The following is a 15,871-nucleotide window of genomic DNA, read 5'->3' on the forward strand; positions in this document are numbered from 1 at the left end:
TTTACCTTTGTAAGCCCGCCAAAGCAGGCTTTGTGTTAATTCTAGTTGGTCAGTTCTAGTTTTCACGCGTGTGGTTAAATGTCACTTCTGGGTAACGCTCAGTCGACAAGTTAAGGTTTACACGACTCGGCGCGATGTAAGTTAAATTATCACCGCCATCGAGTGCTAAGTTGCTTTCGCACTTGCGTTTAAATTCTTCAAACTTTTTAACATCATCACAGCTAACCCAACGCGCTGTATTTACATTAACGCTTTCGTAAATTGCATCAACGTTATATTCAGCTTTTAAACGCGCTACTACCACGTCAAACTGCAACACACCTACAGCACCTACAATTAAGTCATTATTAATTAATGGTCTGAATACTTGTACTGCGCCCTCTTCTGAAAGCTGTACCAATCCTTTTAATAACTGTTTTTGTTTTAATGGATCGCGAAGACGAATTCGGCGGAACAGTTCAGGGGCGAAGTTTGGAATACCGCTAAACTTAATTTTTTCACCTTGGGTAAAAGTATCACCAATTTGAATCGTACCGTGGTTGTGTAATCCAATAATATCACCGGCGTAAGCATCAGCCGCACGCTCACGATCGCCCGCCATAAAGGTTACCGCATCAGAAATACTGACTTGTTTACCAATACGCACATGATTCATTTTCATGCCTTGGCTGTATTTACCCGATACAATACGCATAAAGGCAATACGGTCACGGTGTTTTGGATCCATGTTGGCCTGAATTTTAAATACAAACCCAGTGAAGTTTTCTTCTGTGGCTACAACTTGGCGGTCTTCAGTCTCACGTGGTAATGGAGTTGGCGCCCATTGAGTTAACCCATCTAAAACATGATCTACACCAAAGTTACCAAGTGCGGTACCAAAATACACCGGCGATAACTCACCTGCTAAGAATAGATCTAAATCAAATTCGTGTGATGCACCAATAACTAGCTCTAGTTCATCACGTAATTGCGCTGCAAGTTCATCACCAATGGCTTGGTCAAGCTCAGGGTTATCGAGCCCTTTAATGCTGCGTACTTCTTGAATAGTGTGACCTTGACCTGTTTTATATAAAATGGTCTCTTCGTTATGGATATGGTAAACACCTTTAAACTCTTTACCACAGCCAATTGGCCAAGTAACAGGTGCACAGGCAATATTTAGCTCTGTTTCTACTTCGTCGAGTAGTTCCATTGGGTCACGAATATCACGGTCACATTTATTCATAAAGGTAACAATAGGCGTGGTACGCAGGCGTGTTACTTCCATTAGCTTACGGGTACGTTCTTCTACACCTTTAGCAGCATCAATGACCATTAAACACGAATCTACCGCGGTTAAAGTTCGGTATGTATCTTCAGAGAAGTCTTCGTGTCCTGGGGTATCAAGTAAATTAACTAACGCGTTGTTATATGGAAATTGCATTACAGAGGTAGTAACAGAAATACCACGCTCTTTTTCCATTTCCATCCAATCCGACTTAGCATGCTGATTAGAACCACGGCCTTTAACCGTTCCAGCTTTTTGAATTGCTTGTCCGAATAACAATACTTTTTCAGTGATAGTGGTTTTACCCGCATCCGGATGCGAGATGATCGCAAAGGTACGGCGTTTATTAATTTCGCTAAGGAGATTTTGGTCTGCCATTAAAAAGGTTCTTTTAGTTGATATACGGATGTATTTATATTTTAGTATGCTGAGCTTTTAAGGCTAAAAACAAGCTAACCTCTAAAGCTCAACATACCCCAACAAGAACCCAAATTAGTTCTTGTGATGCTATCCGTTAAGTTAATCGTAATTGAAGACTATTTTCGCTGATCTTGGCGCTATAAACAATCAATGGTTAGTTATTAACGGATCTTTTTTAATGAAGCGATTAATATTGGTGTTTCCAATTATTATTAACAATATCGATATAAATTGCCCACTAACTTAACACCAAGCTTGAGTAATAGTGCTGTAAATCATATTATTGGTCGATTACATGGAAGATTTGATGTTAGGTAATGAAAACCAGTAAGCTAAGTATTCGATTATTATGGTATATAACTCCACTGGTTATATTGCCGTTGTTATTTTTAGGGGGCTTTACGCTCACTAATGTAACCAACTCCACGCAAAAACAAGCCGACTTGATCATGAGTCGCTTTGTAGAACAACAGCAGCAAAAAGTATTCAACTATATCGATTCTTTTCATGCAACGGCTAAGTTACTCTCTGCTTCACCGGTACTAAGTGACTTTTTAGCTAAAGATTTATTTGAAGACGCCAGCTATACCTATCGCCTTGGCGCGTTAATGGACGTATTTGCCAGTTACAGTGAAGCCTACCCTGACATTATCAGTATTAACTTAGTCTCAAAAACCGGTAAAAGTGACGCCTATTACTCCAGTAATTTAACCGTAGCGCCCAAATCCTACCCATTTTTTGATCAAGTAAAACAAAGTAATTTAAGTCAGCAGCAGTTTATGGTGCAAAAAGAAGATGGCACCACCAATTTATACTTTGTACAGCGCATATATAGCGTCGACTATTATTTAAAACGCCCACAACAGCTAGGCTTTATTATTCTTAAAGTAGACCCCTCTATTTTAAACACCAGTATTTTAGAAGCGCCTTATAACAACACCTTAAATTTATTACTGGCCAGTGATGGTAAAATTTTATTTAGCTCTGATTATAAAATGCGTGGCCACTATGTTACTAAATATGAACTAAATAAAATTAACGATTTAGCGGATATAGGTAGCTTATCAACTATTGAGCTTTCAAGTGTTGATAAAATAGAGCGACTAATTTTTGCGGCCCAAATGAGTGGCGGCTACTATTATGTGTCGACTATTCCTAAAGCGGTATTATATCAATCGGGCAAAGCAATTAGTGTGATCACTGGGCTAATTGTAATTATTTCTGTGATCACCCTACCAATCTTAATTTTTATTGTGGTGCGTAATTTACTGCTTAACCCGATAGAGCTATTAGGTGAGGCAAGTCATCGAGTTGGTGATGGCGACCTCTCTGTTATACTGCCTGCATATACTACGGATGAAGTAGGAATACTGTTTAACGACTTTAATCACATGATTAACCAAATTAAGCATTATCAACAACAACTTGAAGAATATAAGCATCACTTAGAAGACAAAGTAGAAAGCCGAACTAAAGCGCTTGAGTCGATGAACAGCAAGCTTGAAGCCGCCATAGCCCAAGCAGAACAAGCAAACCAGCTTAAAAGCCGCTTTTTAGCCAATATGAGTCATGAAATTCGCACCCCGCTTACAGCTATTATGGGATTTACAGAGCAACTACTGCATAGCGAAAAAGCAACCAATGACAAACATCATTTAGGTACTATTCTACGTAATTCAAAACATCTGTTAGAGCTTATTAATAATATTCTCGATCTTTCAAAAATTGAAGCCGAAAAACTCGCGGTTGAACAAACGCCGCTAAATGTTGTACAGCTTATTCATGATGTTGAATCAATCATTAAACCTTTAGCACAAGAGAAGCAGCTATCATTTACAATTAATTATGTATTTCCGCTTCCGCATACTATTAATAGTGATATCACTCGTTTAAAACAAATACTCATTAATATTGCCAGTAATGCGGTTAAATTTACTGAGCAAGGCCAAGTTACAATAACCGCTAAATACCAAGCACCAAAAACGCTTACTTTTGTTATAGAAGATAGCGGCATTGGTATGTCGTCAAACCAAATTAATCGATTGTTTACGCCATTTGAGCAAGCCGATGCCACAACGACACGTCGATTTGGTGGTACGGGATTAGGGCTGTGTATATCAAAAAACTTAGCTCAGTTGTTAGGTGGTGATGTAAGTGTAACCAGTGAGGTGGGCGTGGGTAGTTGCTTTACTATCGATGTAGATTGTCATTTGAATGATTGTCATTTGAATGATTGTCATTTGAATAATAGCCTTGGCGGCAATTTATTATTAACCGACCACTCTCAACTAGCACCAGAAAAGGATCCGCAGCTGTCTTTTGCTAGCAACAGCTTTGATGCGCATATTTTGGTAGCAGAAGATAACCCTGATAATCAGTTATTGATTAAATTACTATTACAAACATGGGGGCTAGAGCCCGATATAGCCAACAATGGTGCACAAGCTGTAGAAATGGCATTAGTAAACGACTACCAGCTTATAATCATGGATATGCAAATGCCGGTTATGGGGGGTTAGAAGCAACTAAAATGCTTAGAGATGCGGCCTACGATGGCCCTATTATTGCTCTAACCGCGAATGTGATGAATCATGATATTGATACTTACCTTGAAGCTGGCTGTGATGAAGCGCTGGGAAAACCTATTGATAAAGACGCACTAGAAAATGTATTAGTTAGCTATTTACACCTTGAACGTGATAACCAAAACAAGTGGGATAGCTTATTGAAGAGTGAAAAGTTTCAGCAAATAAACGCTAATTATTTGGCAAGTTTACCTGATTATTTACAACAGATAAAAGCTCTGTATAACAGCCGGGACTGTGAGACATTGCGCGCCCTTGCCCATAGTATTAAAGGCAGCGCTGGTTGTTTTAACTTTGATGAAATTTACCAAAGCGCTTCAGCGGTTGAACACAGTTTAAAAGGTAATGATATGCCACAAAGAGAAAAGTGCGTAGCAGAACTTATTGCTGCAATAGAGCAAGCCATCGCTAATAAGTAATCCTTAAAAATTTAAACCCAGTGCCATGCCCATTAAAATCGCGTCTTCAAAGCCGTTTTTATTGGGTGCATCACTGGGGTAATAATTTTTACGTACTGACATTTCAATAAAGCCTGCACGTTCATACAAAGTAATCGCTCGCGTATTAGACTCTCGGACTTCTAAAAATAAATTTTCAGCGCTGTGTTGCTCACCGTACGCTATAAACTGTGTTAATAACTGCTGAGCAAACCCTTGCCCCTGAAAGCTCGGAGCAACACAAATATCCATTAAGGTAAAATCGGGCCCTGCTTTTTCACCAATGTAAAAACCTATCATTTGCTCGTCGTCGAACGCGGCTAAATTAAAATAGCGGCCCTGCAAACACGACTGCATTGTTTTTAATGTCCAAGGATGTGTGTGGCAAGTGGTTTCAATGGCCATTAGCTCATTGATATTCTCATCGGTAACCGACTTAAAGTGTATCAAGGTGTTCACTCATTAATGCCCATAACGCACGTTTTTGTGTACTGGACAGGGAAGAATCAGGTAAGCTTAATTGTTGTTCACTAAACTCTATGATTGATGACTTAATAATCTTGTCAATTATTACAGGCGCAAACGCACGCTCAATATCATCTTTTAATGTATCACTGAGTATTAACGATGAATTAGCTGACTGCTCTGACTGAGCTGGGCGAAAGTGTTGATTAAGTTCAAGCTTTTCTATACCAAAAACAGATGCGTAACGTGAATGCATAACGACTCGATGGAATTAGTAAGATGAATAATATAGGAAGTAATCAAAACGATGTAAAGAAGAAATGGCAGGGGCGGAGAGATTCGAACTCCCAACCGTCGGTTTTGGAGACCGCTGTTCTACCAATTGGAACTACGCCCCTGCAATGACGATGAATTATAAAGACCTTTTGACAAAGGTAAAGTAAAAATTCAACTTTTCGGTTTGTTTGCTTTTTAAATAAACAAAACGGCGAATTAGCATGCTAATTCGCCGTTAGTTATTACTTAATTATAGCAATGGGAGGATTATTCCCATTCGATTGTGGCAGGTGGTTTACCTGAAATATCGTAAACAACACGAGAAATACCGTCGATTTCATTAATGATACGGTTTGAAACCACACCTAAGAACTCATACGGTAAATGTGACCAACGCGCAGTCATAAAGTCGATGGTTTCTACACAACGAAGTGAAACAACCCAATCGTACTTACGTGCATCACCCATAACCCCTACCGACTTAACCGGTAAGAATACAGTAAACGCTTGACTTACTTTATGGTAAAGCTCTGCTTTGTGAAGCTCTTCAATGAAAATAGCATCAGCGCGGCGAAGTAAATCACAGTACTCTTTTTTGATTTCGCCAAGTACACGCACACCTAAACCAGGCCCTGGGAATGGGTGACGGTAAAGCATGTCATACGGTAAACCTAGCTCTAAACCAATTTTACGTACTTCATCCTTAAATAACTCACGTAATGGCTCTACTAAGCCCATTTTCATGTCATCTGGTAGGCCGCCCACATTATGGTGCGATTTAATTACGTGCGCTTTACCAGTCGCTGAGGCCGCTGATTCGATTACGTCAGGGTAAATTGTACCTTGACCTAACCATTTTGCGTTTTTAAGCTTTTTAGCTTGCTCATCAAATACGTTAATAAACGTATGACCAATGGCTTTACGCTTATCTTCTGGGTCTGATTTACCTGCTAAGTCATTTAAAAATTGATCTTCGGCATCTACTTTAACAATGTTTAAGCCAAACTTATTGCCAAACATATCCATAACTTGCTGGCCTTCGTTTAAACGAAGTAGCCCGTTATCAACAAATACACAGGTTAGTCGCTCACCAATAGCACGGTGAATAAGCATAGCTACAACCGATGAATCTACACCGCCTGATAAGCCTAAAATAACTTCGTCGTCGCCAACGGTTTCTTTGATACGCTCAATGGCGTCATCAATGATTTTTGCCGGCGTCCATAACTTTTCACAACCACAAATATCAATTGCAAAGCGCTCTAATAAGCGTTGACCTTGATGTGTGTGTGTTACTTCTGGGTGAAATTGTACACCGTAAAAGCGTTTTTCTTCGTTAGACATTGCCGCATGTGGACAAGTAGATGTTTTAGCTGTGGTATTAAAAGTATCTGGAATTTCCATTACTTTATCACCATGGCTCATCCACACATCTAGTACACCATTGCCGCCATCAGTAATATGATCTTCAATGGCATCAAATAATGCACAGTTACCCACTTTTTCAACTTGTGCGTAACCAAATTCTTTTTTATCTGAGCTATGTACACGGCCGCCAAGCTGCGTTGCCATAGTTTGCATACCGTAACAAATACCCAATACTGGAACGCCTGCATTAAATACATACTCAGGAGCACGCGGGCTGTTTTCAAGCGTAGTTGATTCTGGGCCACCAGAAAGGATAATACCTTGTGGGTTAAACTCGCGAATTTGCTCTTCGGTTACATCCCAAGCCCAAAGCTCACAATAAACACCAATTTCGCGCACGCGACGGGCGATTAACTGCGTGTATTGTGAACCAAAATCTAAAATGAGGATTCGTGAATCGTGAATGTCTTTGCTCATGAAGTATCTCGTAAAGTCAGGTGCTAAACGCCACCAGCTTAAGCTGTGTGACTATATTAGGGCTAACAAAGGTTAGCCCACTTATTTCAAGTTGTTAAAGGCTGATTAGCCTAAACGGTAGTTCGGTGCTTCTTTAGTGATTTGCACATCATGAACATGCGACTCACCCATACCAGCAGAAGTTACACGTACAAACTGTGGTTTAGTGTTTAACTCTTCGATTGTGGCACAACCGGTTAAGCCCATTGCACTGCGAAGACCACCCACTTGTTGGTGAATAATTGTCGCAATTGGCCCTTTATAAGCAACACGACCTTCAATACCTTCAGGTACTAACTTGTCAGCTTGGTTTGATTTTTGGAAGTAGCGATCTGATGAACCTTCTTTTTGATCCATCGCACCTAGGCTGCCCATACCACGGTAAGACTTGTAGTAGCGACCTTGATAAAGTTCAACTTCACCTGGTGCTTCTTCAGTACCCGCGAGCATAGAGCCAACCATTACACACGATGCACCCGCAACCAATGCTTTTACAATATCACCAGAAAAACGAATACCGCCATCGGCAATCACTGGAATATCGCGACCTTTAAGGCCTTCAACCGCATCTGAAATAGCTGTTATTTGTGGTACACCACAACCAGTAACAATACGTGTAGTACAAATAGAACCTGGGCCGATACCCACTTTAACAGCATCAACACCGGCATCTGCAAGGGCAATAGCACCTTCGGCAGTTGCCACGTTACCCGCAACAATTTGTAAATCAGGGTAAGCTTGACGAGTCGCTGCAACACGGTCAATAACACCTTGTGAGTGACCATGAGAAGTATCGATTAGTAGTACATCAACACCGGCTTCAACTAATGCAGCAATACGCTCATCAGTGCCTGCGCCAACGCCTACCGCAGCACCTACACGTAAACGGCCTTGCTCGTCTTTACATGCATCTGGTTTGTCTTGTGCTTTTTGGTAATCTTTTACGGTGATCATGCCTTTAAGTTTAAACGCATCATCAACCACAAGAATCTTCTCAATGCGGTGTTCGTGCATTAAGCTCAAGATATCTTCGCGAGCCGTTCCCTCTTTAACCGTTACTAGGTTTTCTTTTTTCGTCATCACTGTTGAAACCGGCTGTTCAAGCTTAGTTTCAAAGCGCATATCACGGCTAGTTACAATACCTACAAGGTTATTTTCGCTATCGGTGACCGGAAAACCTGAGAATCCCTTTTCCTGAGACAACTCAACGGCATCTGCAATAGTCAGATCGGCAGTAACTGTAACAGGGTATGAAACAATACCTGCTTCATAGGTTTTAACTTTACGAACATTTTTCGCTTGTTCTGCAATGGTCATGTTTTTATGGATAAAACCAAGACCACCTTCCTGCGCGAGGGCAATAGCTAAACGAGCTTCTGTAACAGTATCCATAGATGCTGAAATGAGCGGCAAGTTAAGTTTGATACCACGCGTTAAGCGAGTTGAAATATTTGCCGTGTGTGGCAAAACAGTAGAATGACCAGGTACTAAAAGTACGTCATCAAAGGTAAGAGCTTCTTTAGCGATTCTAAGCATTTTGGCAACTTCTCACATGTGGATCTAAGATAAGGAATTGCGGCCAAATTTTAACAGCGTTGCAGGCACTAGTAAATAATATTTTGTATTTATTTATGATAAGCTAGATTTATAAATGTTTTTTGGTAGTTTTTATGTTTTCTAAGCCCTCGCAAACGGTTTATACCGTATCTCGCCTTAATCGTGAAATACGTGCCTTACTTGAACAAGGTTTTGCGTCTTTAGTGCTCACCGGTGAAATTTCTAACTTTATTGCGCCTGCTTCTGGGCATTGGTATTTTTCGTTAAAAGACGATAAAGCGCAAATTAAAGCCGCCATGTGGCGTGGCAATAATCGCAACCAAAGCTACCGACCAATTAACGGCGCGCAAGTAACCGTTAAAGCTCGTGTATCTTTATACGAGCCCCGTGGTGACTACCAGCTTATTGTTGAACATATGGAGCCTGCCGGCGAAGGGCAACTTAAGCAAGAGTTTGACGCGCTAAAAATGCGTTTGGCTGCAGAAGGCTTATTTAGCTCTGCTTATAAAACCCCCTACCCCAAAACATAAATCGCATAGGGGTGATCACCTCACCTACAGGCGCCGCAATTAAAGATATTTTAACTGTTTTAAAGCGTCGTGCGCCGCAATTAGAAGTGGTTATTTATCCGGCTATGGTGCAAGGCAAAGAAGCGCATGGCCATTTAATAAATCAAATAGAGCTGGCAAATCGTCGTAACGAAGTAGATGTGATTATTATTGGGCGCGGTGGTGGTTCATTAGAAGATTTATGGTGCTTTAATCATGAGCAACTTGCTCGCGCTATTTATCAAAGCGAACTACCCATTGTGAGCGCTGTTGGCCATGAAATAGACACCACGATTAGCGATTATGTCGCTGATGTGCGCGCTGCAACGCCCTCGGCGGCCGCAGAGCTAGTAAGCCCCAATACGCAAGAACTGCACAATAGAGTTAACCAATTAATTAGCCGTTTAGCAAATGCATTTAAACACGACATTGCCGATAAACGCGCACTGGCAACTCAGCTACAGCACCGTTTAAATTTATGCCACCCGCGCAATCAACTAAACCAAAAATCACAACGCTTAGATGAGCTGAGTATTGCACTGCAACAAGCAATGCATCAGCGTTTATATCAACAAGAACGCGTGTTAGCTAATTTAACACCCAGACTAATGCGTCAATCGCCAGATAAAAAGCTAGCAAATGCAAACCATCAGTTAGCCCAGCTCCATGCAAGGTTACACCAAGCGATGCGGCATCAGCTACAACAGGCAAATAACAATCTTGCCTTACAAGCAAGTCGACTAGATTCGGTCAGCCCCCTTAATGTATTAGCGCGCGGTTACAGCATTACTAAAACAGCGCAAAATAAAGTGATTAAGTCAGTGGAAGATGTAAAAGTGGGTGATGTGTTGATCACTGAGTTAGTAGATGGCCAGTTTATTTCAAAGGTAGAAGCTTAGCCATATTGCTAAGCGCTAGCCTTGCGTACTAACAGTAAACTCAATACGGGCATCGTTAGATTGAGATGCGCTGAGTTTAAATTGCTGCCACCAAGGTTCAAGATGAAGCTTATCGTTAAGCTCGCGCCATAATTTAGCCCCATAATTAACGGCATTTTGGTTTATGGTAAGCTCAAACTTGCAAATTGTTTGCTTACACTGCAGCGCTGTAAGCTCAGCGCTATCTGCAAACTCATTAATAATTAAAAAGTCAGTTAACGCGACTTCAAGCTCGTAACTCCAGTCGATATTATCAGCCTCTTGTTCAAACTGTATTGCGAGCTCATCATCAAGCTCTACACTTTCTGATTGATTTAACTTTAGCTGTTGTTGAGACTGCTTAAGCTGGATTGATTTTTTCAAGCCGCTGATTAAGCTCAACCACATGTTGTGCCAGCTGAGTTTGTTGATCAGTCACTTGGGCTTTATTCACCTGCACTAGGTCTTGCAAAGTAGTTGCTTGATTATTGACTTGAGTGCTAGGCGAAGAGATTACTGGTTGTTTAGGCGCTGAGAAAACGCGTGTGGAATCTTTAAAAAACAAAAAGTAACCACTTGCCAACGCCACACCTGAAGAAAAACAGAGCAGCATGGCCATAAGGTTACTTTTATATATCATTTCTAGGTACTCAAAAGTTAAAGCATTGCACTGGTGTGCGATTCGTTTTCTGGCTCGGGATACTCTAAAAAGTTTTGATTCATACTTTCTGCCGGACACTCACAATCGGGACGACCAATAATTTTTGCAGGCACGCCAACAGCAGTAGTGTGAGGCGGGACAGGGCTTAATACCACTGAACCTGCGCCAATTCGTGCGCCCTCGCCTACTTCAATATTACCCAATACTTTAGCACCCGCACCAATAAGTACGCCCGCTCTAATTTTAGGATGGCGATCGCCTTGTTCGTTACCCGTACCACCTAATGTAACCGATTGTAATATCGATACATTATCTTCAATCACGGCGGTTTCGCCAATTACAATACCGGTAGCATGGTCAAACATGATGCCTTGCCCGACTTTACAGGCAGGGTGAATATCAACCCCAAACACCTCTGAAGTACGGCTTTGAATAAAGCGAGCCAGCTCTTTACGGTTTTGTTGCCATAAGCAGTTTGCTAAACGGTGTGCTTGTATCGCATGAAACCCTTTTAAGTTTAAAATCACGGTAAGGTAGGTTTCTGCCGCAGGGTCACGGTCTTTTACCGCTTTAATATCATGAGCAACATACGTCAGCATCCGGTCACACTTTACAAAGGCTTGGTCAAACAGCTCACGGATTGTAAAAGCAGAAACCACAGCGTCAGCTAGTTTATTAGCAACAATAAAACTCAATGCCGACCCTAAGCACTCATGATTTAAAATACACGAATACACATGGCTCGCTAAAAGGGGTTCACGAGTTACTACTTCATTTGCTTCACTGCGAAGCTGTTGCCAAATTTCATGACGCATAATAATGCCTTAAGATTAGTACAAAGAGCCTACCACTAATTCTAACGGATTTAGCCGCCTAGGTGTTAATCCCTTTGTTATTTGTTCTAGTTATTAGATATAACTAGTTAAATTTCAGGCTTATATTACTTTTTCAAAGCCATACTATATGACAGCTAGGAAGGTTTGACCATTTGTGCAAAAATAAAATAAGTTAATAAAAATCAATAAATAACAATATATGGCAGCACGTGTGTCATGTGCCAAAATAGCCACTGGCGTACTGCTGACGGCGTAAAAAATAATAATAAACGCTAAATTAGCATCATCAACTCAACAAGGATAACGATGATGAAAAACGACATATTAAATACAAAAAAATTAGGCTATAAATTTTACTTTCAAGATGGCGATAACCAAATAGTCTGTTTTGGAAGCTACTTTACAGGTAAAGAAGAAGTCTATATTAACGATGACTTAGTTAGCAGCAGACGCAGTGTTAATATAAAAAGCTCACACAAATTTGATTTTGAAAACTCGCAGTACCAAGTGAAATTTGACATGCTCAACATACTGACAGGACGACTTGAATGCACCCTATATAAAGATCAAGAAGTGCTTGCCAAGCAAGTTCAAAGTAGCCTTCCTAGCGATCCTAAAAAAGCGGCTTTTTTTATTCTAGGCTGCGCGTTAGGTGGTGCAGTATTTGGCTATACCACTGCAGCAGTAATGGAACTATTTGTAGGGAAACTTTAACATGCAATTAAACCCTACAACGGTAAAGTCGCTTAGGCACACATTCGATTGGACACAACAACAGCTTGCCGATGCCTGCGATGTAAGCTTACGAACTATTCAACGGGTAGAAAAAGAAGGTGCAGCCTCAAAAGAAACCACCATGGCCTTATGTGCGGTATTTGAAGTACGCCAAGGTGAGCTTATTAAGCTTGATGAAAACAACCAAAATGATGCCAATAACAGCCCATCTAAAAGTTTTATTGCTGGTTTAGTTATTAGCTCTGTTATTAGTTTTGCTCTTGGTGCAGCCTCAGTACTATTAGTTAGTAACTAATAAAATATAAAAATGCCCCAATGCTTACGACACAGGGGCATTTTTTATATTTAAGAACTTAAATTATTGAAATACTTTATCCACCTTTACTACTTCAATATTTTTTGCAGGAATTGCTAATTTATAATTAGCAATTACCTTATCTTCAGCCACTAACTCGGCAGGCTTATCGGTGTTGTACACCATAGGCGAGGTTTGCATAGTTGCTAAACGTTTTTGCATATCTTCACCATCACCGGTAACAAACACATAGTGAATATTCTCAGTTTGTAGGTTGTCTTTTATCACTCGATTTATATCGTCAACAGTCAATGTTTTAAGCTTGTTTGTTACATAGTTTACAAAACTATCGGTGTTATAAAACTCGCTATCTAGCGCATAACCTAACTGGCGATTTTGACTAGCAACCATTTGTGGCACAAAGTTAATTAAAAAGTTACGCGTGGCTTCAAAATCAGCCTCAGTCATGCCATTTTTAATTAGTTTATCTAGCTCAAATAATGCGGTACGGGTAGCAAAATGCGCATCGTTGTTTGAGCGCAGTGGACGCAGCCACACTTGGAATATTTGCTCAGAGCGCCCTAAGTTTGCATCCGGTTTAGTTTGAAACATACCTCTAGGAAAGTATTCAATGTAGGCGTAATCACCGTAATTCATACCACGCGTTTGACGAATACGTTCGTACAAGTAACTGTTAGAACTACGATGTTCACCAAAGTACGAGCGCGCTAACCACAATGCGGTCCAGTCGTCGCTGCTACGAATGGTATCAATAGGAAAACCAAACGATACAGCCGTTGATTGCGCTGACTTTTCAACAATCGTTGCATGATGACCTTTAAGCTCTGGCGCATCAGGGATTGTTAAGCGGCTTTGTTCGCCTTTAGGGAGTGTCGCTAAGTCAGCTAACATTTGTGTTTTGAGTTTTTCAGGCACAGCACCAATTAAACCCACAGTAAGTTTAGCTTGTGTAAGCTCAGCATTATAAAACGCTTTAACATCATCAAGAGTCAGCGCTTCTAAATCAGATAAATCACCGTAGTTATAGCTTTCATAAGGGTGGCCTTTATAAAGCACACTGTAGAGCACTTCTTTACCCAACTCTTCATCATTAGAAGCTTTTAAACCCGATTTAATGCCATCGATCATTTCTTTTTTCAGACGTTTAAAGTCATCTTCTCTAAAGCCTGGGCTTAATAGCTGCTCACTCACTAAGGCATACCACTGAGCTGCATTATCTTTATGAATACGCCCTTGGAACGACAGCATTTCTTTATCTATTTGATAACCAAAGTTACCCGCCAGCGGATACATTGCCTTTTTAATATCTTTGTAACTCATTGAGGTTGAGCCACCTTGCGCCAGCATTGCGGCAGTCAGTGCTGCCACCCCTTTTTTACCTTGCGGATCGGCAGCGGCACCGGTATTAAATAATAAGTTAATATCGATTAACGGCGAGCTATTAGTTTTATCAAGCACCTTAAAGATAGGCTTACTCGGTACTTGCTGATACTTAGCTACCAAGGCATTTAAGTCGCTTTTTTGCTCAAAACCAGGGGCTTTATCAAGTGCCGACATAGTAATTGTGGTGCGCGCATTATCAACAAAATACTTATTGGCAACGGCTCTAATATCTTCGCTAGTGATATTGTCTGCTGATTTATACAGCTGATTAATCACCTCAGGATCGCGCTCAAAATGCATATAGCTGGCAAGTGTAGAGGCAATTGCTTGCGATGAATCAAGGCCATTAATAAAGCTGTATTTAAGGTTAGACTTTAAATCGCTGAGTTTTTGGCTATCAACCAACTCGGTACGGGCTTTGGCATACGTACGGTTTATAGCATCACGCACTGTGGCTAAATCATCGGCATTTTCAACTTTTACAAATACATGCAGTAACCCTGGATCTTTAGTTTCAGGGTTATAGGTAAACATTTGACTCGCTATTTGCTTTTCTACTACCAGCTCTTGGTAAATATCTGAACTGCTCGAAAAATAAAGCTGCGACAGTAAATCTAATGCGGCTCTGTCTTTTTTCTGAGGCTCCCATGCAGCCCCTTTATACGACACAAGTAACCAATGGCCAGGTAATCCTTCGTTTTGCTCATGCACATATTTTGGCGCTTGCTGAGTTGGCTCTTTTGGAATATCAGCAACATAGTCGCCTTTTTGCCAATTACCCCAGTGTTTTTTAACCATCGCCATGGTCTCTTTTGGATCAACATCACCAACAATCACAAGCGATACATATTCAGGCTTATAAAACTTATCAAAAAACTCTTTACCGTAGGCCATTTGATCTGGCATAGCTTCAATGTCTTCAAAAAAGCCCATAGTAGTGTGTTTATAGGTATGTTTATCGAACGCTTCTTGGCGTACCGCACTTAATAATTTACGAATTGGACTGGCATTATTTTTTAAATACTCGCCTTTAACCGTTAGCGCTTCGGTTCTAAATTGTTCTTCGGTGTAGCTTAAGTTTTGAAAAATATCAGCTTCAATCTCAAGTACTTTATCAAGATGCTGTTTTGAAAAATTTAAGTGGTAGTTAGTGTAATCGTTAGTTGTGTAGGCGCGGTTATCAACCCCTGAATTTTTTAGAATATCTGAATACACATCTTGCGGAAACTTTTCAGAGCCTTTAAACATCATGTGTTCAAAAAAGTGAGCAAAACCAGTTTTACCTGCTTCCACTTCATTACGCGAGCCAACAGACACCGGTATTTGTAGCGATACTACATCTGGGTAATCGGTTTTAACTACCATAACGCGCAAGCCGTTATCTAGCTCTTCTATTAGGTAATCCTGTGAAAAAACACGCTCATCTGCTTTATTAACTTGTTCTTGTTGAGCTGCTGTTTGCGTGTTTTGACTTTGCGGCATAGCACAACCTGTTAAGGCCAGCGATACCGCTAGGCTAGTTGCCAATAATTTAAATTTCATTGTTATCCCTTTTTAAATTGAGCAATTTTTAAAACATTTACC

General features: G+C 40.6%; 11 protein-coding genes, 1 tRNA gene and 2 pseudogenes. 4 read left to right on the forward strand and 10 right to left on the reverse strand.

Going from position 1 to position 15,871, the window contains the following annotated elements; all coding sequences use genetic code 11:
* Positions 1–55 precede the first annotated feature (55 nt).
* Positions 56–1,645, reverse strand: coding sequence for a peptide chain release factor 3 (prfC, locus tag AB8618_RS12355; RefSeq protein ID WP_010387708.1), 1,590 nt, complete (start codon positions 1,643–1,645; stop codon positions 56–58).
* 359 nt (positions 1,646–2,004) lie between these two features.
* Between prfC and AB8618_RS12360 the strand changes: the two are divergent.
* Positions 2,005–4,691 (forward strand): annotated as a pseudogene (locus AB8618_RS12360) (ATP-binding protein).
* Positions 4,692–4,694: 3 nt separating this feature from the next.
* Here the strand turns inward: AB8618_RS12360 and rimI are convergent.
* The 5 genes from rimI to guaB form a co-directional block, all read right to left on the reverse strand.
* Positions 4,695–5,159, reverse strand: coding sequence for a ribosomal protein S18-alanine N-acetyltransferase (gene rimI / locus AB8618_RS12365; protein ID WP_409423763.1), 465 nt, complete (start codon positions 5,157–5,159; stop codon positions 4,695–4,697).
* A complete protein-coding gene (locus AB8618_RS12370) occupies positions 5,146–5,430 on the reverse strand; it encodes a hypothetical protein (RefSeq protein WP_413400693.1) in 285 nt (94 codons plus the stop codon). The genes rimI and AB8618_RS12370 overlap by 14 nt, the downstream gene beginning before the upstream one ends.
* 65 nt (positions 5,431–5,495) lie before the next feature.
* Positions 5,496–5,572, reverse strand: a tRNA-Trp gene (locus AB8618_RS12375).
* Between the two features lie 145 nt (positions 5,573–5,717).
* Complete coding sequence (gene guaA / locus AB8618_RS12380) at positions 5,718–7,295, reverse strand: glutamine-hydrolyzing GMP synthase (RefSeq protein ID WP_413400694.1); 1,578 nt, start codon at positions 7,293–7,295, stop codon at positions 5,718–5,720.
* Between the two features lie 105 nt (positions 7,296–7,400).
* Positions 7,401–8,870, reverse strand: coding sequence for an IMP dehydrogenase (guaB, locus tag AB8618_RS12385; RefSeq protein ID WP_008110278.1), 1,470 nt, complete (start codon positions 8,868–8,870; stop codon positions 7,401–7,403).
* A gap of 134 nt (positions 8,871–9,004) precedes the next feature.
* On the opposite strand from guaB, the pseudogene xseA reads away from it, so the two are divergent.
* Positions 9,005–10,338, forward strand: a pseudogene (gene xseA, locus AB8618_RS12390) (exodeoxyribonuclease VII large subunit).
* A gap of 15 nt (positions 10,339–10,353) precedes the next feature.
* Here the strand turns inward: xseA and AB8618_RS12395 are convergent.
* From AB8618_RS12395 to cysE, 3 genes are read right to left on the reverse strand one after another with little or no spacing between them, the layout of a single operon-like run.
* Positions 10,354–10,740: a hypothetical protein gene (locus tag AB8618_RS12395; RefSeq protein ID WP_409423765.1), complete on the reverse strand. Its 387-nt coding sequence runs from the start codon at positions 10,738–10,740 to the stop codon at positions 10,354–10,356.
* Positions 10,718–10,996, reverse strand: coding sequence for a hypothetical protein (locus tag AB8618_RS12400; RefSeq protein WP_409423766.1), 279 nt, complete (start codon positions 10,994–10,996; stop codon positions 10,718–10,720). Before AB8618_RS12400 ends, AB8618_RS12395 begins: the two co-directional genes overlap by 23 nt.
* 17 nt (positions 10,997–11,013) lie before the next feature.
* Positions 11,014–11,832, reverse strand: coding sequence for a serine O-acetyltransferase (gene cysE, locus AB8618_RS12405; RefSeq protein WP_008110273.1), 819 nt, complete (start codon positions 11,830–11,832; stop codon positions 11,014–11,016).
* 327 nt (positions 11,833–12,159) lie between these two features.
* Between cysE and AB8618_RS12410 the strand changes: the two genes are divergently transcribed.
* Together AB8618_RS12410 and AB8618_RS12415 are read left to right on the forward strand one after the other, a co-directional pair.
* Positions 12,160–12,567, forward strand: a complete 408-nt coding sequence (locus AB8618_RS12410) for a hypothetical protein (protein WP_413400699.1) — start codon at positions 12,160–12,162, stop codon at positions 12,565–12,567.
* 1 nt (position 12,568) lies between these two features.
* Positions 12,569–12,883, forward strand: a complete 315-nt coding sequence (locus AB8618_RS12415) for a helix-turn-helix transcriptional regulator (protein ID WP_075169747.1) — start codon at positions 12,569–12,571, stop codon at positions 12,881–12,883.
* A 63-nt stretch (positions 12,884–12,946) separates the two neighbouring features.
* Here AB8618_RS12415 and AB8618_RS12420 read toward each other — a convergent pair whose 3' ends face one another.
* Positions 12,947–15,829: a M16 family metallopeptidase gene (locus AB8618_RS12420; RefSeq protein WP_413400700.1), complete on the reverse strand. Its 2,883-nt coding sequence runs from the start codon at positions 15,827–15,829 to the stop codon at positions 12,947–12,949.
* Positions 15,830–15,871 lie beyond the last annotated feature (42 nt).

Origin of the sequence: Pseudoalteromonas sp. RW-H-Ap-1 (genome assembly GCF_048318575.1) — a bacterium.
In the GTDB taxonomy this organism is placed as follows: Bacteria; Pseudomonadota; Gammaproteobacteria; order Enterobacterales; family Alteromonadaceae; genus Pseudoalteromonas.